Origin of the sequence: Peristeroidobacter soli, from assembly GCF_004138485.1 — a bacterium.
Classification (GTDB): domain Bacteria; phylum Pseudomonadota; class Gammaproteobacteria; order Steroidobacterales; family Steroidobacteraceae; genus Steroidobacter; species Steroidobacter soli.
On the sequence record NZ_ML142848.1, the window covers coordinates 1,988,276 to 2,010,479 of the forward strand.

Consider the following 22,204-nt stretch of genomic DNA (forward strand, 5'->3'; position numbering starts at 1 on the left):
AGCGACATGAGACCATGGCAATGTTTGATCGCCGGCGCGATCGTGAGCATGACTTTGTCCGCGCAGGCCAGTACGAAAGCCGGTTCGGTGCGCATCGATAGCGGCGAGTTGGAAGGCGTCGTCGCGGGCGACATCGTCTCGTTCAAAGGCATTCCCTACGCAGCGCCTCCCGTAGGGCAATTACGCTGGCGCGCGCCTCAGCCGGTTGCGGCATGGAGCGGCGTACGCAAGGCGGATCAGGTCGGTGCTCTATGCATGCAAAAGATCAACCCGACCGACAACGGCGTCGGTCCGCCGCCCGCGAGCGAGGACTGCCTGACGTTGAACGTGTTTGCTCCGGCCGCGAAGCCGGCCAAGCCGTTGCCGGTGATGTTCTGGATTCATGGCGGCGGATTCTCGAACGGCTCCGGCACGGCGGCGCTTTACGACGGCACGGAGCTGGCCAGGCAAGGGGTCGTGGTCGTCACCATCAACTATCGGTTGGGCCGATTTGGATTCTTCGCGCATCCGGCGCTGCTGAGGGACGCGCCAACCGAGCCGCAGGGTAACTACGCGCTGCTCGATATGATTTCGGCGCTCCAATGGGTGAAGCGCAATATCGGCGCGTTCGGCGGTGACGCTGGCAATGTGACGATCTTCGGCGAGTCGGCCGGCGGCGCGGCGGTGAATACATTGATGATCGCGCCACCTGCGCGGGGCTTGTTCCATAAAGCCATCTCACAATCGGGGCTCGGTCGCGAGCGTCGCGTGCTGCTCGATCGCAAGTCACCGGAGGGCCGTCCATCGGCTTTGGACGAGGGCGTTCAATTCGCCGAGCGCCTCGGCGTCGCCAATGGTGACGCGGCGGCGCTCCGTGCGCTTTCGGCGGAAGCTATCTTGAACGGGACCGAGCCGTTCGCCGACACCAGCCCGATCATCGATGGCAAGGTGCTGCCCGAGCATATCGACGTCGCGTTCGCCGCCGGGCGGCAGGCGCCGGTGCCTTACATCGCCGGTAGCAACGCGCTGGAATTTCCGTTCTATGCGGACTCGATGCCGGGGGCGATCGGTGAGGCGATGCGCTTCACGCCCGAACAGCGCGCTCGGCTGATCGCTGCCTATGGCAGCGAGGACAACTTCAAGACCAACGTGTTGAGCGATGTGCTGTTCACCGAGCCGGCGCGAGCGCTGACCCGGTTGCATGTGAAATCGAAACATCCGGCGTATTTGTATCGGTTCTCGGTGCTCTCGGCCCACGCGCCACCCACCACCAAGGCCACCCCGCACGCGCAGGAGCGGCAGCATGTGTTCAAGACGTTGGACACCTCGCCGTGGAAAACGGATGCCAACGACGAGCGCGCGGCGGATCTGATGAGCGCCTACTGGGTCGCGTTCGCCAAGACGGGCGATCCGAATGGCGGCGGCCGGCCGACGTGGCCGCTCGCAACGCCGGACGCTCGCGTGTTCGAGTTCACCAACGACGGTCCGGTCGTCAGCCAGCAGCCAAATACAGCGGCGCTGGATGCGATAGCGGCCCGGTACTGAGCGGCCCGCAGGTAATGACGACCTGAGCGGACGTTTCTGCGGAAACGCGGCGGCGCATTTGCCGGCCGCCGTTTCGTGTCGTAGGAATTTTCAGCGCTGCGATGAAGCGCCCCGCCAGTGCGACGAGTGACGAACCGACTCGTCACGACCGTCCGCTGTCCGTCCCGCGAGCCGTCGTGTCATCACATTTTTCTGGGCGGCGCGCGCTCGCCTGATTATTCGAGGCTCACCTGATGGAGGAGGTGAGTCTCATGATCCCGACCAAGCGCTGCTACGTGACATTTGTCTTACTGAGCATCGGCGTTGCCGGCTGCACGCCCGCCAACTTCATTCAGAGGGTTCGGCCGGCGCCGCCCTGCGATGTGCGGATCTGCACGATCCTGGGGGCAGGTCAGGCGCGCTGTAATTGCCAGACGCACGAGCAAGTAAAGAGACAAATCCGGGAGACGTACGGGCGGCCAGCCGAGTGAGCGGGCCTGCCGCATCCCCAAAAGAAGGGCGGCAGCTCAGGTGAGCCGCCGCCGAGGGGGAATTCAGGAGCCGATCGACAGCAACTTCGCGTTGCCGCCGGTCGCGACGGTGTTCACCGTCAGCGTGCGCTCGGTCGCGAAGCGGAACAGGTAGTGCGGGCCGCCGGCCTTCGGGCCAGTGCCTGACAGACCTTCGCCGCCGAACGGTTGTACACCGACGACCGCGCCGATGATGTTGCGATTGATGTAGATGTTGCCGACCGCGGCCTCGGCGACGATTTCCTGCCACACGCTTTCGATGCGAGTGTGGACGCCGAGCGTCAGGCCATAACCGGCTTCGCGAATCGATGCGAGTACGTCGCTATGCAAGTTCTCGCGCTTGTAGCGGACCACGTGCAGGATCGGGCCGAACTCTTCGCTGGTCAGCTCGCGTGCGTTGTTGAGCTCCAGCATGCGCGGCGCGAAGTAGCTGCCCTCGGTGCGCACCTGATTCAGGTCGCACTGCTTGAGCAACTTCACGCCTCGCTGCGCGACCTTCTTGCTGTAGTCCTCGAGCTTCGACGCGGCACCCTTGTTGATGACCGGGCCGACGTCAGTGGACGGCTGCGCCGGATCGCCGATGTGCAGCTCGTTCATGCCGCCGGCGATCAGTTCGATCAGACGGTCCGCGATCTCTTCCTGCACGAACAGCAAACGCAGCGCCGAGCAGCGCTGGCCAGCGGACGTGAAGGCCGAGGTGAGCACGTCGTCGGCAACCTGCTCGAGCAGCGCCGAGGAGTCGACGATCATTGCGTTGATACCGCCGGTTTCGGCGATCAACGGCACGATCGCGCCATCGCGGGCGGCCAGCGCACGATTGATGAACTGAGCCGTCGAGGTCGAGCCGGTGAAGCACACGCCGCCCAGCGCCGGATGCTTGAGCGCGACTTCGCCGAACAGCTTGCCGGCCGCCGGAACGAAATGCAGAACGTCATGCGGCACACCCGCTTCGTGCAGCAGTCGCACGGCCAACGCAGCGACCAGCGGCGTCGCTTCGGCAGGCTTCGCAACGACGCTGTTGCCAGCGACCAGCGCAGCGGTCACCTGACCCAGGAAGATCGCGAGCGGGAAGTTCCAAGGGCTGATGCACGCGAACACACCGCGACCGCGCAGGCTCAGCTTGTTCTCTTCACCCGTCGGGCCGGGCAGTGCGGTCGGCTCGGCGAAATGCGCGCGAGCTTCGGCTGCGTAGTAACGACAGAAATCTTCGGCTTCGCGGACTTCGGCGATCGCATCCGGCAGCGTCTTGCCCGCTTCCTTCACGAGCAGTCTCACCAGCTCGGTGCGATGTGCGCGCAACTTGTCCGCCGCGGCAACCAAACAAACCGCACGATGCGTGGCGCCGGCGTCGTCCCACGCCTTGCGGGCTTGAGCAGCCTTGTCGAAAGCCAGTGCGATGTCTTCCTTGGTGCCGACGCTCACGTAACCGACCAGCTCGGCGAGGTTCGCCGGATTGCGTACTTCGTGTGGCGCTTGAGCCCCGCCGGCCAGCGTCGACGGCACGGCACGCGGCAGCTCGCCGGAGTTTTGCAGCGAGGCGATCTGCTCGGCCAGCTGCTGAGGATTGCCCCAGTCCACGCCGGAGGAATTTTCACGGGATGCGCCGTACAAGTTGTTGGGCAAGGGAATATGCGGGTTGGTCATGCTGTCTGCCGCTTGCAGGGCTGCAATCGGATCCTCCACTACGGTGTCGACGGGGACGCTTTCATTCATGAATCGGTTGACGAACGAGCTGTTCGCGCCGTTCTCCAGCAAGCGGCGCACGAGGTAGGACAACAGGTCCTCGTGGGGGCCGACCGGCGCGTAGGCGCGAACGCGCGGGAAACCTTCGATCTGACGCTTGGCTTCGGCGTGCAACAGCGCGCCCATGCCGTGCAGACGCTGGAACTCGAACTTCGCTCCGGGCGGACGCAGCTCCAGCACGGCGGCGATGGTGTGCGCGTTGTGAGTCGCGAACATCGGATAGATCACGTCGCGATGTTTGAACAGGCGCTCGGTGCAGGCGAGATAGGAGATATCGGTGGACATCTTTCGAGTGAACACCGGATAGGACGTGAGGCCGCGCTCCTGAGCGCGCTTGACCTCGGCGTCCCAATACGCGCCCTTCACCAGGCGAATGCAGATACGACGGCCCGTCTCACGCGCCAGCGCGGCGACCCACTCGATCACATAGGGGGCGCGCTTGCCGTAAGCCTGGATGACGATGCCCAGGCCTTGCCACTTCAGCGTCTGTGGGTCGCGAGCCAGCGCTTCGAACACATTCAAGGACAGGTCGAGACGATCGGCCTCTTCGGCGTCGATGGTGAAGCCCACATCGGCCGCGGCCGCGCGACGGGCCAGATCGGTCACGATCGGTGCCAGGCGTTGCATGACCAGGCCTTGGTGCATCAAGTCGTACTTGGGCTCGAGCGCGGACAGCTTTACCGACAGATTGGAGCGGTCGTCGATGGGCGTGCCTTTACGCTGCGTGCCGATGGCGTCCAGCGCTTGCTCATACGACTTGCGATACTTCTCGGCATCCGCCCAGCTGCGCGCGCCTTCGCCCAACATGTCGAACGAACACAGCGACAGCTCGTCCGTCTTGGCCGAGCGCTCCAGTGCTTCCTGAATCGTGCGACCGACCACGAATTCGCCACCGATGATGCGCATGGCCTGACGGAACGCGGTACGCAGCACCGGCGCGCTGATCCGGCGCGACAGGCCCTGCAGCCAGTTGCTCGTCTCCTCGCGGGCCTGCTTCGGCGGTTCGATCAGCTTGCCGGTGAGCATCAGGCCCCAGGTCGACGCATTCACCCAGGTCGAATGCGACTGGCCGGCATGTGCGCCCCAGTTGCCCGACGCGATCTTGTCGGCGATCAGGCGGTCGGCGGTCTCGTCGTCGGGAATACGCAGCAGGCCCTCCGCCAGACACATCAGCGCGACGCCTTCCTCATTGGACAGCGCGAACTGTTGCAGGAAGGAGTCGAGCAGCGGCCGTTCCTTTGACCGGGCGCGGGCACCGGCCACCAGCTGGGCCGCCCGGTTCTTGGCGCGGGCCCGCGCATCGAGCGACAGGGTCGAGCTCTTCAGCAGGGCCTTGATGCAAGTGGCCTCGTCTTGCAGCGTCGCGCTCCGCATCTGTTCACGGAGCTGTTCGAGCGACGGGGTCGAGGGGATGGCGGAGGATTGGGCGACCATGTAGGTTGTCGTAACTGGGGCGAAAGCACTATTTTATTGAGCTGTGAGCCGTCGAAACGACCTGAAAATGGGGTGTAATCCGTGAAATCAACTGGCTCGAATGCGGTAACCGTCCTGGACAAGATCGACCAGCGCATCCTGGTCCGGCTGCAGGAGGACGGGCGGGTGTCGATGGCGCAGCTCGCCCGGGAGCTGCACATCAGCGTCACGCCGTGTGTGGAACGGGTGCGCCGGCTGGAAAAGCAGGGCTACATTGTCGGCTATCGCGCCGACCTGTCGCCGACGCAACTGGGGCAGAACCTGCTGGCGTATGTGCAAGTGGCACTCGATCGCACCACGCCCGAGGTGTTCGATCGTTTTCGCACGGCGATGGAAGTGCTGGACTTCGTGCAGGAAGCCAACATGGTGGCGGGCGGCTTCGATTATCTATTGAAGATCCGCGTGCGCGACATGAAGGAATATCGCAGCGTGCTGAGCTCGCACATCGCCTGTATCAAAGGTGTGCAGCAGACGCATACCTACTTCGTGATGGAAGAGGTCAAGAGCTCGAGCAAGGTACGGGTGCAGGCCCGCTAGCGTGAGATCCGAATCAGGAATTGGCTGGACTGGCTCGCAGCAAGGGTGGTGTCGTTGGTAATGATCAATGAGTAGTCGCCAGGCGCAATACGCGGACTGTCGAGGTAGATCCTGACCATGCCATCGCTGTTTGCCGTCAGATCTTTGATCTCGGCGAGCTGCTCTTTCCTGTTGTTGGCGTCGATTCGCGCCAAGGCGATTCGATAGTGCGAGTTGGGTGCGGCGAACTCCGGCAGCACTCGCAGCTCGATGGCGTCGGCAGCGGCGGGCAACGTGACTTCCGCGTCGAAGAGGCTGCCGCGACGGCGCAGTACAACGTGTGAGCTGGCGACTGTCGTCGGCCCGACGAGCGCGGACAAGTTCGCGGCGATCAACGGCGGTGTGGGTGTGCGGATGTAGAACGCGGCAGCGATAATGATGATGACGATCGCCGCCACCGCCAGATAGCGCCCTCGTGCATACCAGGGCGTCGGCTTCATCAACGCGGCCAGCTCACCGCTGGCTTGCAGTTGCGCCAGGCCGGCCTTGAAGCGCGCCGTCGCGTCGATTTCCCGCAGGATTTCGGGATGTTCGAGATAGTAAGCCTCGAACGCTGCCCGCTCGGTGTCGGTCAGCTGATCCGCGAGATATCTCGGAACGATGTGGTTATCGTCGATGTACTGTCGGTCCATTGCTCAGCCCGCGATGCAACTGGTACGCCGGCGCTCCGTCCCCCCAATCCCTTCCAGTCTAACCTGTCATCGGCGTCTCGCTTCTCTCAGACTTGCCCTAGTGCAACAGGCTGAGCAGCACGCTGAAGAAGTCGGACTTGTCGAATCCCTTCGCTGCCATCAGCAGGCGCATGCGCTGGCGGGCACGAAAGATCACTCGATCGAAGTGCAGGGGGGTCAATCCCAGCGACTGGCAGATCTGGTCCTTGTCTTCCTCATCGAGATAGAAACGCTTCACGATCTCGCGATCGCGCGCGGTGGGCAGCGACTCGATGATGGACACGACGTGCCGCATGACGCTGCCATCCATCGTAGCTTCGTCGCTGACGCGTTGCGCCGGCAGCTGATCGACGTCTTCATCGGTGGCGTGCACGCCAGGACGATTCGCATACTCACGACGATAGTTGCGATACAGATTCAGCGCGACGCGATAGACATAGCCGCCCAACCGCTTCGGATCCGACACACGCCCGGCCCGGCTGTGCGCGATCGCCGTTGCCACGGCCTCCTGCAATATTTCTTGCGTGATATTCGGATCGCGGATGTGGCGGTGTAACAGGTGGTAGAGACCCGCGTAGTGCTGCTTTATGAATTCATTTGAGATCGCGTCCTCGACCACGGATCTTGTTCCAGACCTTTTTTGCTGCCCTCGGCGCAGAATAGCGGCGAATCGCAGCGGCGTCATCCCGATCGCAACGCGAATTTCTTTCTTACAGAGCGTGCCGATCGAAACCACGATTCGATGATGCGAGCGCCACGCCGGCCCAATAGTACGGATCGGCAAAACGGCTCGATGCAATCAATTCGCGCTGCGCAACTTGCAAGGCCGTCGAGCTGCCGGCGCCTCGCTGCAGATTGCGATAGAACTCATCCATGAGCGCGGCAGTGGCGGCGTCGGAAACACTCCACAACGTGCCGATGACTGAACCGGCGCCTTGGCTGATGAATCCATCCGCCAGACTGCGCACTCCCCAGCCGGTGTAGTCCTTGCCCCGCAGGGTCTCGCAGCCGCTGATGATCACGAGCCGTGCCGAGAACGGCGCGCTGAACAACTCGGTGAAGCCAAGGAAGCCGTCGTCGGGCCTGCCCTCGCCGCGTCGGCTCGATGTCACGAGCCCGACCACGTCCGGCGTGGTCTTGCTGAAATATCCGTGCGTCGCGATGTGCAACACCTTCGCGGCCCGCACTTCGGGTGAGAGCAATACATCGCTGGTTGCATCCGCGCCGGCGTATGTGATCACGCGAGTCGTAAAAATCCTGGCAATGCTCTCGGCTTCGGTTCGCGAACTTGGCAGAGCGCTGGTCACGACCCGTGGCTGCACCCGTTCCGGCGATTGGGTACCGAGCACCGGATCGGCGAACACGACAATGTCGCCGCTCCTGGCTGCCGTATTCGAGAGTGCGGGCCGCGACTCGTAGTAGCCGGACAAAGATCTCGCGCGCACGACCTCGAACTGTGCAATCAGCGGTGAGTAAGCCTGCAGCCGATCGTCGAGATCGATGGCAGCGAACGGCACCGGCTGCATGACGTCGTCAGGAACAATCACCAGTCGTGTCGCCTCGCCGTGGGCGCGAATGAAATCACGCGGCAGCAACTGTGCGAGCGACGACAGCGTCGCTTCAGCCTGTGCGGCTCGACCGGGAGCGCTCAGCAGGTCCAACGAGCGACGCACGAGCGTCTGGACCGTCGAGCGAGGCGGCAGGTCGAAGTAACGAACCTCGTTGCCTGCGAGCGCGATGCCGAAGCTGACGTTCTCCTGGATGAAGTAACGGATGAAGATGTCCGTTGCCGGCACCGGCCGAGGTTGAAACGTCGCCGCGGGAGCTGTGCTCACAGGTGGCGCCCGATACATTGTGAGATAGGCATCGCGCGCTCGATCCCACTCGCGCAATGCCTGGTCGAGGCGGGATTTTGCCTCGCGCCGACGGCTGACGTCAGTTGTGTCCGGATGCAGCCGGTCGAGCTCAGTGGTGGCATCGACGAGCATTCGTTGAGCCGCCCGGTAGCGCTCGAACAGTTCGACGGCTTCCGCTTCATACGCTCGGCCAACCACACCGGAGTGACGCAACTCCGCTGGCGCGATCTGCTGAGCGTAGTATGTCTCGAGGAGCGGCAACACTTGCGTGCGGTCCAGCTCATACAGCGCCTTCACGTACTCATTGAACATCGGCTGAGCCGCGGTCATCCAGGCCAGGCTGTCGTCGTGCGTGGCGCGCAGATCGCTTGCGACTCGTCGTGTCAGCCGTACCGCTGCCTGACCCTGCGCTCGCACGTTCGTCAGATCGCGGTTCAATGCGTAGTACCGGATCGCTTGCTCGGCGAATTGCAGCTGATGGGTAGGGCGCGCCAGTTCGGACTTCTGTCGCGTCGAAGAACCGTGAATGAGTGTTTCGATGTCGCGCACCAGCTTGCTTGCACGCGCCTGATCCCGTTGATCGTTGGCAAGGCGCAATAGCAGCACCGACGCGTCGATGCGCTGTTCCGGCAAGGCCCGAGGATCGTCGAGTGCGAGTTGCGCATAGTTCCGTGCCAGCGTCAGCTCGCCTTGGGTCGCATAGTCGCGAGCCAGCTCGATGTAAGTCACCAGTTCCCGATAGTCGTGCTCATCGACGAACACTTGCAGCGCTTGCTCGTGCCGGCCGATCGCCTCTCGATAATCGCCGCCATCGCGGGCCAGGCTGCCGAGCTTCAGCTTGGAGATGCTGATCTTCAGCGTATCGCCCGAGGCCTGGTCGAGCTCATGAGCGGCTTCGAAGTAACGCTGCGCGACCAGACGCTCGCCAGTCTTGCGATAGGCATCGCCCAAGCTGTAGTAAAGCTCGGCGAGCAATGGGCGATTGTTGTATTGGGTGGCGCTCACGATCGCACGCCGTAAAAGCTCCTTGGCCCGGGCGACTTCGCCGAGCAGGATCAGCGAGTAGGAAAGGTTGCAGGTGACCCGGTCGATGTGCGAGGCGTCGGCGCGCGCGCCGATCAGAAGTTGCAGTGACCGTTCCAGCGCCCGCCGGGCCTGGGCATGATCGTCATTGAGCAGATGATATTCCCAGAGCGCTTCGAGCCATTGGGCCTGCTGCAGCGGCTCATCGCGAGAGCCGGCGAGCCCGCGCTGAATCCGCTCATGGGCCTGAGGTAGATAAATCGAACGTCGCCCGGACTCATTTTGCGAGCGTCGTAACAGCTCGGTGGCCTCGCGCCGAGCTTCCTGCTGCGCGGTCGAATCGACGGCGCCGGCCTGCGCTCCCCACGGGAACAGGCCGACGCCGATGAGATAAACCCAGGCGATCTGCCAATCAGCGCGAACCCTTCGACAGGATGGCCCCTTCATTCGCCGGTTGTATCACAGCCGTGAGGTAAGGGCGCCAGGAGAACAGCGACACGACATTTTCTTCGCCGGCCTTGGCCCAGGTGATGAAGTCCTGATGTACCACGTCCAGGTTCGAGTCGCGCCCTTTGGCGACTTTCCAATGCACCACCTTCCAGCCGTGCATTTCGCCGGTGGGCTGATTGCCGATCTGATCGTCGATCAGCACCGCTCGACCCTTTTCCACGGTCGGATACAGCCGCAGCCGTTGCATCACATCGGCCATCTTCTCGTGCCAGTTGCCGGACAGCGAGTCGGCGCGCGCGAAATATCTATTGTTGTCGTCGCGACCGAGCACGTGCCGCAGCGCGTGCGTCAGGCCGCCGCCGAAGCCCGGATGGTAGAACGCCAGATCGTCGACGGCCGAGGGCGGGATGAAACTGGGGTGCACGACCAGCGTCGGTTGCTGTGCTTCGCTGGCGACCCACTCGACCAGCTCTGGGGGAATTTCCATTCACTGCTCCTTTAGTTGTTACGAAGAACCAGCTCGATGACATGCCGCAGGCAGAAAGTGCGATCGGTGTAGGCGGCATTGGCGAAAGCGCGGCGCTGTTCCTGCAGCTCCTCGCCCAGCTTGCCCAGCGAGGACAGCACTTCGTCCACCGGGCACCAGCGACCGCAATAGATGGAGTGCGACGCGCCGGCAATGGCGTTGGCCAGGCCTTCCGCGCAAATGAGGCTGCCGACGACGCCGAGATGTTTGCCTTCGCTGGCGTGCACCGCCTCGACCAGCAAGTAGGGCCACAACGGCAAGTTGTCGATCGTGATGCCACTCGTGGCCGGCAATCTTCCAGTGAGCGGGCCGAGATCGGGCAGCGGTTGCACGCCAAACGCGGCGGCGAGCTTCGCGCCATTCGGTCCCGCCAACAGTTGCTGTACATAAGCCTTGCCCGGTGGGAGCTGCGCGCCGGCGCGCAGATTCATTTCGGCGATGTTGATGGTGACGCCGGTGGGAATCGGCACCTGACGCATCTCACGCGTGATGAAGGGATCGATGGTCATCGCATCCTCGACCCGATTGTTCAGCACCGGCCAGCCGAACATCCGGCGGAAGTCGAGCTCGAGCCTCGGGTCCAGATTGCGATTCGTCTGGAACAGCTCGGGCAAGGTCACGTCCGGTTGGTTCGGAAACGATTCGTAGAACGGCCGCACCATCGAGTGGCCGAAACGAAAGGCCGCATGCGCGAACTCGCGGGCGATGGGGCGCGACGGCAGATTCAGCCAGCGTCGATCGAAACGAAACACGCTATCGAACACGGCGGGCGCGAGCACCTGGCGCAAATAGTCTTCGACGACGACCAACTGAAAGGTCAGGGTGCTCATCGCACGCGCCTGGCCGACATCGTTTGCGTAGCCACGTCGCAGGATCGTGTTGTGGAATCGCTGCCAGAACAGATGCAGCTGCGAGACGATCACATTGTCGTCGTTGCGCAGTTCGGGAATGTTCGGTACGCCGTTGGTGCGGGGCAGGTCTTCCGGTCCCTGCGGTGTCTGGCGTTTGATAGGAAACAAACCGTGCGCGTCCAGCAGCGTCGCGGTTTGCGCACCGCTGCCATAGACGCTGTCCATGTTGAGATAGGGCAGGACGTCGCGGGACTGGCCGGGAATGGGATTGGTCTGGGGCACGATGTCGTGCGCGATGAACTGGCCCAGATAGGTGTAGCCGACGTCGATGAAGCGCGAGACATGCGACGACTCGGTCATCACCTGCGCCAGCGTGGTGAGCTGTTGCTCTGTCAGCATGGAGGACTCCGGTGCTGGGGGCAGGGTTATCCTGTGGCTGACGCCGGAGATCTCTCAGCGACCAGCTACTTTTTGTTGTGTCTGTAGCAAGTAGATGTGCGCGTCGATCGTTCTATCTGATCGCCATCATGCGCAGCAAGTTATTCGTCCCCGGCGCGCGGCCAGAGTTGTTCGGCAAGGCATTGGCCTCGGCGGCCGATGCCATTTCCATTGACCTGGAAGATGCGGTCGTCGAGGCGCGCAAGGGCGAAGCGCGTGCCGCCGTAGCTGCGTTCTTGTGTTCGAGCGAGGCCCAGGCGTCGTCGAAGTCCATCATCGTGCGCGTGAATGCGCTTGCGACGGCGCACTTTTCCGCCGATGCGCGAGTCGTTGCTTCATTGAGTCTTGCGTTGGTGAACTTGCCCAAGGTCGAGTCGGCGCTCGAGGTCGATGCGGCGGTCGACATCATCGATCGTGCATTCGTGGATGTCGGGCTGCGTCCGACGCTGCGTGTGCTGGCGAATATCGAATCGCCCAAAGGGCTGCGCAACGTCGGGGGACGATGGAGGGCGAGGTCCAGCCTCGCGCCATCAATGATCATGACTCTCGCCGTCCGGATCAAGGCCAGCAATCCTGGCGTCGACTGCGTGAATCGAGCGCGCCGCTTCTTCGAGATCGATCTCGCGCTGGTCAACCCGAGCTGGACGGCTCACGAAGCATGGCCCGGCAGCGCCGATGAGCTCACGTCCGCGGTAGAACAGATCAACGCGCTCTTCATCACCGTACGCGACGGAGAAGGTCAGCCCGACCGCATCCTGCAATGGAAAGCAGGCGAAGGCTGGAAGGATCGAGGCACCGCTCCCGCTGCGTTGGTGCCCGGTTCAGCGAGTGCCCTGGGCCAAGCTCATGGGTCGATGGCGAGCCTCGTGACATCGGACGTGACTTCCGCTCCGGCGGCATCACCGGTTTGCATCCGACGCGTGAGGGATATCTGTACATCTCCGCGAACACGCCGCACTTCTGGCGAGCGCTGTGCGAGAAAGTGAATCTGCCCGAGCTGGCAGCGAACGAACGTTATGACAGCGTTCGCAAGCGCGCTCAGCACGCGGCCGAGATCGTGCCGAAGCTGCACGAAGCGCGGCGAGCACACCCGCGCAGTTCTCGAGGACGCGGGCTGTTCGGAGGCGGAGATCGAGCGCCTGCAGACGAAGCGCACCGCACAGTCTGGTTAGTCGAACGTAAATGAATCCGACACAGCGCCTGTCATCGAAAGGTGGCATTCGTTGCGCTCGCGACTTTTCCGCTTGTAACCCTCGCCCGAGCACATGACAATCCGGTGACGGCTTATGTGAAGAAGCCGCCCCGGATCGCCTCAGTATCGTCAAAGTAGCCGTCGAGCCTCGCCCGTCCGTGGCGCATACGCGAGAACCATGGTGTCCACGGTTGCAACTCAGTTGAATTTCAGTGTCGAGCAGTCGATTACTACAGCGGTAATGTCAGTTTCTCAGCCGGAGTGCCCGTCTGCCGCAATGGAGCGGCCGACCAGCTATTGTGTGTTTCAGGAGCCGTGGTGGCTCGATGCGGTGGCGCCCGGCGCGTGGCGGGAAATCACCGTGTCTTCGGGCGGCGTGTTGCGCGCTCGCTGGCCGATTTATCAGGAAAAGCGCGGCTTGTTCGATGTGATCACGCTGCCGCCGCTGACGCATCGGCTCGGCCCGTGGCTGGATCTGGGCGACGCCACCAAGAGCTCGCGCCGTTATGAGCTCGAGAAAGATCTCACCAACGCGCTGATCGAACAGCTGCCGGGCTACGACATCCTGCAGATCAATTGTCACAGCGGCATCACCAACATGTTGCCGTTTGTTTGGAAGGGCTTCGAGGAGATGGCGCGTTACACCTACGTCATCGATCTGGCGCAGAGCGAGGAAGAGCTGTGGGGCGCGCTGCGAGAAAACATTCGTCGCGAGAGTCGCAAGGCCCGCAAGCAGCTGACCATCGAGACCACGACCGACGTCGAAGCCTGTATCAATCTGATCGGCAAAACCTACGGGCGCCAGGGCAATCCGAATCCGTTCGATTGTCCGGCCATGCGCCGGCTCGACGCGGCGTGTGCTCAGCGCGGTCGGCGGGAGATTCTGGTGGCGCGCGACGAGAGCGGCGCGCTGCATGCCACGCTGTATCTCATCTGGGATAACAAGACCACGTATTACCTGGCCGGTGGCGCCGATCCGGAGCTTCGCACCAGTGGCGCGCACAGTTTGCTCGTGTGGGAGGCCATCGTGCGCTCGAAGGCGCGCAGTGTGGAGTTCGACATGACCGGCTCCATGGTCGAGAGCATCGAACGGTTCTTCCGCGCCTTCGGCGGACAGCAGCGCGTCTATTTCAGCTTGAACAAGATGAGCCGCCGCGCGCGCTTTGCCTGGCACGGCAAGAAGATGCTCCAGGCCTTGTTCAGTAGCTGACCGACGCCTTGCAGTACTGCTCGACGTACGCTTGATGCTTCGGTAGCTGCTGAACCGTCGTGTCGACGTGCGTTTTGATCTGATCCAGGAATCGCGACAGCTCCGCGTCTCCCATCAAGTCCGCGACCTGGTGATATTGCCTGGGCACGATGCCCTGGCCCAGCATCACTTGAATCCACGAGTTCTCGGTGAACAATTCGTTCTGGAAGCGGAACACGCGTCCGGTCTCGCGGAACAGCTCGATTCGGTGCTGCAGGGACGCGGGAATCGCCATGCTCCGGCAGGCGTTCCAGAAGGGCGTGTCCCGACGATCCGTGACGTGATAATGCAGCACGATGAAGTCGCGGATGTGTTCCAGCTCCGCCACCGTCTGCCGGTTGAATTCCTCGATGTCGGTCGGATTGATGCCCTCGCCCGGGAACATCTGTAGCAAACGGATGATGCTCCGGCCGATCAGATGAATGCTGGTCGACTCCAGCGGCTCGATGAAGCCGCTCGCGAGCCCGACGGCGACGCAGTTCTTCACCCAGGTCTGGCGACGCTGTCCCGGTTTGAACTTGATGACGCGGGGCTCGGTGCGCACCTTGCCCTCGACGTTGGCGAGCAAGGACTGCTTTGCTCGTTCGTCGCTGAGGTAACGACTGCAATAGACCATGCCGTTGCCGACGCGAGACTGCAGCGGAATGCGCCATTGCCAGCCGAACTCTCGTGCGATGGAGCGCGTGTACGGAACCGCTTCGCCCACCGACTCCGTTTGAACGGCGACGGCGCTATCGCACGGCAGCCAGTGTGACCAATCCTCGTACGGCTCGTGCAGAGTCTGACCGATCAGCAGCGCGCGGAAGCCGGTGCAATCGATGAACAGATCGCCTTCGATCTCGGCACCGGAGTCCAGGCGAATGGCTTTGATGAAGCCGGTGTCGTCGTGCGTGAGCACGTTGGTGATCTTGCCCTCGATGCGCTGGACGCCGTAGCCCTCGCTGAACCTGCGCAGGAATTTCGCGTAGAGACCGGCGTCGATGTGGAACGCGTAATTCATTCCGCCGCGCGGCAGGTGCGCGAACTTGTTCTCGAGCGCGGCCTTGAGCTCGACGCAGTAGTCGCCGTAGCTGCTCGCGAGATTGCGCTGACGGCCTTTGAGCCAGAAGTGTTGGAAGCCCGCGGTCCAATGATCCTTGCCGGTGGTGCCGAACGAGTGAATGTAATTCTTGTTCAAGTCGCGCCAGTTCTCGAAACCGATGCCCAGCTTGAATGTGCCTTGCGTGGCGGCCATGAACTCCTGCTCATTGATGTCGAGCAGGCGATGAAATGTCACCAGCGTGGGAATGGTCGCTTCGCCGACGCCGACAGTGCCGATCTCATCGGATTCCACCAGCTTGATATCGAGCGCCTTGCCCAAGGTGCGTGACAGACCGGCGGCGACCATCCAGCCCGCGGTGCCGCCGCCGGCGATGACGATCCTCTGGACGCGATTGCTGGCCATGCAAATCCCCCTAACGATTCAACCTTTGTAGCAGCCGCGCGCGGATGTCGCGGGCGATGTCCGCATCCATGGGCGACAAGGCGCGGCGGGCGTTTTCTGGAATGTGCGCGGCGGTTTGATCGTCCGCCTCGAACACGAAGTGACGAAACAGATTGAACCATGCGTCACGCTGCTCTTTCGGCAGGTCGCGCACGGTCATGATGGCGTACATCAACGCGCCGATCGGCGAGTCCATGAATGCCGGCGACTGGCGCCACCAGTAGTTCACCAGTACGTTCAGGCTGTCGAGCGCTTCGATGTGATGCCACCACATGCTCGGAATGAATAGCGCATCGCCCGGCCCGAGCTCGGCGACCTGCGCGTGGCGTGCGGCCTCGGCAAACTTTGGAAAGCGCTGCAGATCGGGCTTGGTGAGATCCACGAGGCTGATGGCTTGACCGGCGGGCGTGAAATCCAGCGGCCCGATATACAAATTCGGCAGCTGCTCGGGTGGAAACAGCGTGAAGCGCCGGTGTCCGACGACCACGCAGGCGATGTTGTCGGGCAGGTCGTGATGAGCGGCGATGCGCGTGCGGTTGCCGAGCCAGATGCTCACTAGCGGCTGGCGATCCCCAAAGCCCAGATCGTTCTCGGCACGAAATCCCGGCAGGCAAGTGTCTACTGTCGTCGAGCCGACATAGATGGCCGGCGGCTTCACGGCGTCTTTGTGCCGCTCGACTTCATCGAGCATCACATCCAGCTTCAGCTTCACTGCTTTGAAGTTGAAGCCGCTGAGGTCGTCGTTGTAGAAAAACCGGCCTTCGATATCGGGCGCGCCGAGCAGAGCGCCAACCGTCGCGTCCTGATAGAACTTGCGAATGTACGCGACCGCGGACTGATTCGATTCGAGCCCGGCGCGCACCATTGGCCAATCCGCGACCAGACCCTTGAGCACCACGGGCTGCGTCGACAGCAATACCTCGTCCGGCAGAGCGCGCGGATCGATGCCGGTGACCTCTCGGATTTTCTTAGCGGTCGCCAGCATTGAGCTTGTTCACTCGCTCGATCAACGCACGGAAGTGGGAAAGCGATGCAATCGCCATGTAGATGGCCTGCAAGTGACCGGCACGATTCAAACGTTCCAGTACCGCGCCGTTCAGATCGAGCAGCCGCTCTTCCTTGATGGTGTAGAAGCCGGCGAGCCGGTTCTGCGAGCCGTCGTTCAACTGGATATCGAGGACGAATGACTCCAGCAGCTCGTGCTGCAGGAGAGCGCCGATGAAGTGTTCGGTGGCGCCGAGGTTTTGATGGATGGCGAGCAGCAGCGAGCTCATCCGTTCCAGAAACTCGGTGTTGCCGCCGTGCTCGCGGAAGATCGGCTCGCCCTGCGTGCGGCTGACGCGCGGATGATCCAGGTCGATGTGCATCATCGGCTCGCGATCCGAGGAGAAACCGATCAGGAATGGCAGGCGCTCGATGGTCATCGGAAGATAGGTCGCGTCCCAACCTTGCCGGGTCAGAAATAGATTCTGGCCCTCCTTGAACCCGAGCAACGCCACCGGCTCGAACTGCCCCTGCGCATTCTTTCGAAACACGATGGGATAGTGCGCCTGCAGATTGCGGAACTCCGCAGGGAACGTGGCTGCCAGCATGACGTTGTCGCCGTACTCGGCGCTGCGCGTCGTGATCACGCGCAGATCCTTGTGGTCGACGTTATTCAGCAGAACGTGTTTGCTCATAGCGCGTTAAATTTTCGACAGGCCGTGCCGCTTGATGTGACCGATCAACGCTCGATTCGTGGGCAACGCGGCCAGCATCTTGCCGGTCAGCGCAGCAGCTTCGCGAAAGTATCCGTCGGCGCGGTCGGCGTCGTCGGTGCGCCGGGTCGCTTCCGAGCGCTCGGGGCGAAAGCCCATTCCGTACAGCACGTACTGATAACTCGCCGACGGAAACACTTCCTCGATGCGATGGAAATCGTAACGGGAGGGCGGCTGGTGACGCCACATCGTCAGCTGTTCCCGCAGGCGATCTGAAATGGCGGTGGGTTGGCGGTGGTCGAGCCAGAAATCCGAATCGGTCCGCTGGGTCAGCACGTAGTGCAGCTTGAGAAAGTCGATGACTCGCTCCCAACGGTACGTGAACGCATCGTTGCAGCGACGCGCGACGATGTCCATCGTTTCACGCGTTGCTGGCATCTGATCTCTCAGCATCGCGGCCGACAGCTCGACCAGCGCGAGCGCCGACGCTTCCAGCGGCTCGATGAATCCCGCCGAGAGCCCGATCGCCACGCAGTTCCGATGCCAGAACTTCTCGCGATACCCCGGATTGAACGTCAGCTTGCGGGGCGATGGCATGCCTGTCGGTCCGCCCGTGCGCTCGATGTATGCACGCAGCTCTCGTTCAGCCGCCTCATCCGATGTATGCGCACTCGAATACACGTGACCGATGCCACGACGGGTCGGCAGACCGATGTCCCAGATCCAGCCGTTGCTTTGCGCGGTCGAAATCGTGTGTGACGCGATCGGGCTGTCATCGTCGTGATAAGGCACCTGCATCGCCAGCGCCGAGTCGTTGAACAGCACGTGCTTCTGGGACTTGAACGGCACGTCGTAGTGCTGGCCGAGCAACAGCGCATGCATGCCGCTGCAATCGACGAACAGATCGCCGGCAATCGCGCCGTTGTCTTTGGTCTGCACGGACGCGATATCGCCGTTGTCGTGCGTGTTGATGCCGATGACATGATCGAGGATGTGATGCACGCCGAGCTGCTCGACACAGTGCTTGCGCAGGAACAGGCCGAATTTGCCGGCGTCGAGATGATAGGCGTAGTTCGCGACCGCTGCGTATTCAGGGGTCGCGACCTGTTTGGGGGCTTTGCCTTGCGTGCATAGGTGCGGCTGAAAACTCACCAGGTCGGCGAACGGCACGTCGGCGTGTCGTTCCAGCCATCCCGCGACCAGATTGGTCTCGGTGTATCCATGGGGCAGGACGAAAGGATGAAAGTACTGATCGTCCTCCCGCGGGCTGACCCACTGCTGAAACTTCGAGCCTTGCTTGAAGGAGGCGTCGCACTCGCGGATGAAATCGGTCTCGGTCACGCCGATGTTTCTGAGCGTGTCGCGCATCGTCGGCCAGGTGCCTTCACCGACACCGATGGGGCCGATGTTCGGCGACTCCAGCAGCGTGATCCGCAACGTCGGTCCGGCGCGCGTGCGGTGCTCGGCCGCGAGCACGCCGGCGGTCAGCCATCCGGCCGACCCGCCCCCGACGATCACGATGTGTCGAATCTCCGCCATCGCTCAATGATGCCTCTAAAAAGAAAAAGCCGCTGGGGGAACAGCGGCTTTTCCCACCCGTGCAGCCGATATATCAATTGGCTACCCGGGTACAAGGATGCACCCCGCCGCCGCTGGCGGCGAGCGAGTGGCAAAAGTCACGCCCTTTGCCAGCTCGCACGAGGGTCGTGGCACGATGCCCGATCCCTCGTAATTAACGTGACTCTAATTGCCGAACTTGTAGCGCGCTCCGATCATGAAGCGCGGGCCGGTCTGCTGAACCATGATCACCTGATGGCTGGTGCGGCTGTGCTGACGATAGATCTCGTCGGTGAGGTTGATCGCCTCGGCCATCAAGGTCAGGTTCTCGTTCCAGTTGTAGCTGGCGTTCACGTCGAGCTGGCCGTAGGCCTCGGTGTAGATCGGGTTGGGCAGGCCGCCGCCATCGAAGCGTCTGGCGAGGAATTCGTCACGCCAGTTGTATGCCGCGCGCACCTGGAATTTTTCGTTCTCGTAGAACGCCACCAGGTTGGCCGCGTCGCTCAAGCCTTCCAATGCGAACTGCTGACCGCGGTTGTAGTTGTCGTAGGTGAGGCCGGAGTCGACCAGCGTGTAGTTGGCCGACACGCCGAAGCCGGTCTCCCAGAACATGTGCTGAATGTTGAATTCCCAGCCATCCAGCGACGCGGAGCGCTGGTTCGCCGGCACGGTGATGTTGAAGGTCGCGATCGGATCGCCGGGCAGGCCGGCGATCCTGCCAGTGCGGGCCGCGGTCGGATCGGCCGGATTGATCGGATCCGCGACCACGCCGGGATCGCCATCGTGGTTGTTGAAAATGAAGTTGCGGATACAGGTGAGATCCCGGTCCGAGCAGCCGCTCGCAACCGCTTCCTGGAAGTACGCGCCCTGGCCCGGATGGGCCAGATCGAATGGACTCTGCGTGACCACCGTCGTGCCGATGTAGTTGTCGATGTTCTTCTTGAAGTAACCCACCGACATGTAGCTCGAATTGCCGTAGTACCACTCGACCGAGAAGTCGATGTTTTGCGACTCCAGCGGTTTCAACTTCGGATTACCCTGCGTACCCGTACCCCCGTTGATGCGAACGAGTTGATCCAGCGTGCGGCCGCCCTGAATCTGATCCCACAGCGGTCGGCCGATGCTCTCGCCGTAGCTCGCACGGAACTTGATGGTGTCGGTCAGGTCGACCGCGAAGTCGAGGCTCGGCAGCACATAGCTGTAATCGCCTTCGAGCTTTTCGAAAGTCGCATCGCCGAGCTGCAGTGAGAACTCGTTGTTCGCGACCCAGACGATGCCGGTGGCCGTGGGCACGAGCGCGCGCGAAGTCACATCTGTCTTTTCATAGCGCAAACCGACTGCGCCCTGCATGGGCAGACCCCATTCCCAGCGCTGGCTGTATTGCACGAATGCGCTCTGCGATTCTTCCTCGACGCGGCGGTCGACCTGGAAGATCGGCGACGCGCGATAGTTCTGGTCACCGCCGAGCGACGCGGCGATGTTTCGCACCGTCTCGAAGTCGAAGGTGAAGAACTGATTGAACAGCGCCGGATTGCCGCTGCCGCCGATGTTGTCGAAGTAGTGACGGACCGTGTCGGCACGCCACACGCTGTCCGGATAAGCGCCCGCGTCGCCGTTGCTGGCCCAGGTGTCCTGTTGCACGTTCGAATAGGCGGAGCGGTTCTTCAGGTCGGTCAGGCCCACGCCGAAGTCGAGGCGTGAGTCTTCGAAGAACTCCAGATTGCCGTTCAGCTGCGCCTGCTGAATCTCGGTCTTCATGTAGCTGTTGCGGAAGCTCGAGCCCGTCACTTCGGTGCGCGACGGATCGATCGCGCTCATGCCGTTGGGCAACTGCACGCTGATGACCGGGAAATCACGAGAGAAGTCGGCCGTCGTCGTGCCACGGAAGAAGCCGGCAACCCCCAGCACCGCATTCGAGCCATACGGGCTGTCGGGGCCGGATTCGGCGCTCGAATTGTGGAAATCGAATTCCAGGCCGAACTTGTCGGTGGGCTTCCATTCGGTGTTGAAGCCGATCGACTTGTTCTGGTTCTTGGTCGCGAACTTGGCGCCGCCCATGGAGAGGTCCGACGGCGCGGAGTTGGCGTCGATGAACTCGGAGTAGATCAGCGGCGAGGACACCGGGCCATCGGTCCAGGTGCTGGCCGACGGACCGAAGTTGAACCACACCGACAGCTCGTTGCGCTGTTGCGCGATCTTGTTCTCGGAGTAGGTGTAGTCGAGCGTGGTCGTAATCGTGTCGGTCGGCGCATATTGCAATGTGAGCTGACCGTTGGTGCGCTTACGCTCCACGCCGTTGACGCTGTAACCGAGGTTCTGCGGGACCGAGTAAGTGTCGGTCGCGTCGGGACGATTCACGATGTTGGCCGCGGCCGGCGTGCCGGCCTGAGGAATCGTGCCCCAGTTGTTTTCATCGCCGGCAAAGGATTTCCAGCCGTTGCCCACCGAAGCCTGGTTGAAGCCGAAATCGCGCTCCTGATAGCTCGCGCTCAGCGAGATACCGAAACGGTCGTCGCCGAACGTCTGGCTATAGATGCCCGACACTTCCGGCGTGATGGAATCGCCCTGCAGGCTCTTGGGCAGATTGTCCACCGAGGTATCCATCACACCCTTGGCGCCGAAGCTGGTGTGCAGGCCGGGATTGTCGAGCGGTCGCGCGGTTTTGATGTTGATGGTCGCGCCGATGCCGCCGGTCGGGGTCGACGCGCGGCTGGTCTTGTATACCTCGATGGCCGCGATCGACTCGGATGCAAGGTTTGCAAAATCGAAAGCGCGCGAGGCGGAGGCGCCGGTTTCTTCCAGCTGGGACGCGGGCATTTGCCGCCCGTTCAACAGCACCAGGTTGAAGTCCGGACCGACGCCGCGGACCGTGACTTTCGAGCCTTCGCCGAGCGAGCGGTCGATGGAGACGCCGCTGACCCGTTGCATGGATTCGGCCAGGTTGGTGTCCGGGAACTTGCCGATATCTTCGGCCACGATGCCGTCCATCACACCCTGTGAATCGCGCTTCAACTCCATCGAGGAGTTGAGACTGCCGCGGATGCCGGTGACGACGACCTCTTCCAGCTCGGCGGTGGTTTCCGCCGAGAAGGCGGGTAGCGCGACCGCCGTTCCGAGAATCAAAGAGATAGCACGCGCTACTTTATTGCCCTTGAATGCGCGATCGCTCACGACTCGTACCCCCCGATGTCCATTCGTTGCCAATTTTTAGTTGCGCCCGGCGCTGCGGCAATAAGCCCGTAAACACCGGATGTAAGCGCTTACAAATTACGGTAGCATGCTCCCGAGCGTTCCGGCAAGCGTGCACTTGCACGCGCCGCTGGCGCAGTTCGGGGGAAGCGGTCATAGTTACCGTTAACAATGATCGCGTGATGCCAAATCACGTT

14 protein-coding genes and 2 pseudogenes are annotated in these 22,204 nt (G+C 62.3%); 5 read left to right on the forward strand and 11 right to left on the reverse strand.

Translation table 11 applies throughout. The annotated features are described in order from the left end of the window. Positions 1 to 6: 6 nt before the first annotated feature. Positions 7 to 1,524, forward strand: a complete 1,518-nt coding sequence (locus EKO19_RS08315) for a carboxylesterase/lipase family protein (RefSeq protein WP_157995169.1) — start codon at positions 7 to 9, stop codon at positions 1,522 to 1,524. Positions 1,525 to 2,057: 533 nt separating this feature from the next. Here the strand turns inward: EKO19_RS08315 and putA are convergent. Continuing rightward, the gene (gene putA / locus EKO19_RS08320) at positions 2,058 to 5,210 is read right to left on the reverse strand and encodes a bifunctional proline dehydrogenase/L-glutamate gamma-semialdehyde dehydrogenase PutA (protein ID WP_129775859.1); all 3,153 of its coding nucleotides are present in this window, start codon (positions 5,208 to 5,210) and stop codon (positions 2,058 to 2,060) included. A gap of 81 nt (positions 5,211 to 5,291) precedes the next feature. Between putA and EKO19_RS08325 the strand changes: the two genes are divergently transcribed. Then, complete coding sequence (locus tag EKO19_RS08325) at positions 5,292 to 5,786, forward strand: Lrp/AsnC ligand binding domain-containing protein (protein ID WP_217705181.1); 495 nt, start codon at positions 5,292 to 5,294, stop codon at positions 5,784 to 5,786. On the opposite strand, the gene EKO19_RS08330 is transcribed toward EKO19_RS08325, so the two are convergent. The 5 genes from EKO19_RS08330 to EKO19_RS08350 form a co-directional block, all read right to left on the reverse strand. Then, on the reverse strand, positions 5,783 to 6,457 hold the full coding sequence (locus tag EKO19_RS08330; RefSeq protein WP_129775860.1) for a hypothetical protein: 675 nt from the start codon (positions 6,455 to 6,457) through the stop codon (positions 5,783 to 5,785). The genes EKO19_RS08325 and EKO19_RS08330 overlap by 4 nt on opposite strands. A 97-nt stretch (positions 6,458 to 6,554) precedes the next feature. Then, on the reverse strand, positions 6,555 to 7,115 hold the full coding sequence (locus tag EKO19_RS08335) for an RNA polymerase sigma factor (protein WP_157995170.1): 561 nt from the start codon (positions 7,113 to 7,115) through the stop codon (positions 6,555 to 6,557). A 91-nt stretch (positions 7,116 to 7,206) separates the two neighbouring features. After that, positions 7,207 to 9,822 (reverse strand): CHAT domain-containing tetratricopeptide repeat protein, encoded by a 2,616-nt coding sequence (locus tag EKO19_RS08340; protein ID WP_129775862.1) that lies wholly within the window; start codon positions 9,820 to 9,822, stop codon positions 7,207 to 7,209. Continuing rightward, on the reverse strand, positions 9,788 to 10,312 hold the full coding sequence (locus tag EKO19_RS08345; RefSeq protein ID WP_129775863.1) for a hypothetical protein: 525 nt from the start codon (positions 10,310 to 10,312) through the stop codon (positions 9,788 to 9,790). Before EKO19_RS08345 ends, EKO19_RS08340 begins: the two co-directional genes overlap by 35 nt. Before the next feature lie 11 nt (positions 10,313 to 10,323). Continuing rightward, positions 10,324 to 11,601, reverse strand: a complete 1,278-nt coding sequence (locus EKO19_RS08350) for a peroxidase family protein (protein WP_129775864.1) — start codon at positions 11,599 to 11,601, stop codon at positions 10,324 to 10,326. Positions 11,602 to 11,729: 128 nt separating this feature from the next. Here EKO19_RS08350 and EKO19_RS39780 point away from each other — a divergent pair. From EKO19_RS39780 to EKO19_RS08365, 3 genes and pseudogenes are all read left to right on the forward strand, one after another. Continuing rightward, a pseudogene (locus EKO19_RS39780) lies at positions 11,730 to 12,122 on the forward strand (aldolase/citrate lyase family protein); the annotation flags it as partial. 365 nt (positions 12,123 to 12,487) lie between these two features. Then, a pseudogene (locus EKO19_RS39785) lies at positions 12,488 to 12,727 on the forward strand (CoA transferase); the annotation flags it as partial. A gap of 283 nt (positions 12,728 to 13,010) precedes the next feature. Next, positions 13,011 to 14,042, forward strand: a complete 1,032-nt coding sequence (locus tag EKO19_RS08365) for a GNAT family N-acetyltransferase (protein ID WP_129775865.1) — start codon at positions 13,011 to 13,013, stop codon at positions 14,040 to 14,042. Here EKO19_RS08365 and EKO19_RS08370 read toward each other — a convergent pair. The 5 genes from EKO19_RS08370 to EKO19_RS08390 form a co-directional block, all read right to left on the reverse strand. Then, on the reverse strand, positions 14,032 to 15,525 hold the full coding sequence (locus EKO19_RS08370; RefSeq protein WP_129775866.1) for a tryptophan halogenase family protein: 1,494 nt from the start codon (positions 15,523 to 15,525) through the stop codon (positions 14,032 to 14,034). The two genes, EKO19_RS08365 and EKO19_RS08370, sit on opposite strands and share 11 nt — an antisense overlap. 10 nt (positions 15,526 to 15,535) lie before the next feature. Then, entirely contained in the window at positions 15,536 to 16,549 is a 1,014-nt protein-coding gene (locus EKO19_RS08375; RefSeq protein WP_129775867.1) for a cupin-like domain-containing protein, read from the reverse strand. Beyond that, on the reverse strand, positions 16,533 to 17,243 hold the full coding sequence (locus EKO19_RS08380; RefSeq protein WP_129775868.1) for a SapC family protein: 711 nt from the start codon (positions 17,241 to 17,243) through the stop codon (positions 16,533 to 16,535). The genes EKO19_RS08375 and EKO19_RS08380 overlap by 17 nt, the downstream gene beginning before the upstream one ends. 6 nt (positions 17,244 to 17,249) lie before the next feature. After that, positions 17,250 to 18,800, reverse strand: coding sequence for a tryptophan halogenase family protein (locus EKO19_RS08385; protein ID WP_129775869.1), 1,551 nt, complete (start codon positions 18,798 to 18,800; stop codon positions 17,250 to 17,252). A 204-nt stretch (positions 18,801 to 19,004) separates the two neighbouring features. Continuing rightward, the gene (locus tag EKO19_RS08390; RefSeq protein ID WP_129776047.1) at positions 19,005 to 21,947 is read right to left on the reverse strand and encodes a TonB-dependent receptor; all 2,943 of its coding nucleotides are present in this window, start codon (positions 21,945 to 21,947) and stop codon (positions 19,005 to 19,007) included. Between the last annotated feature and the right edge of the window lie 257 nt (positions 21,948 to 22,204).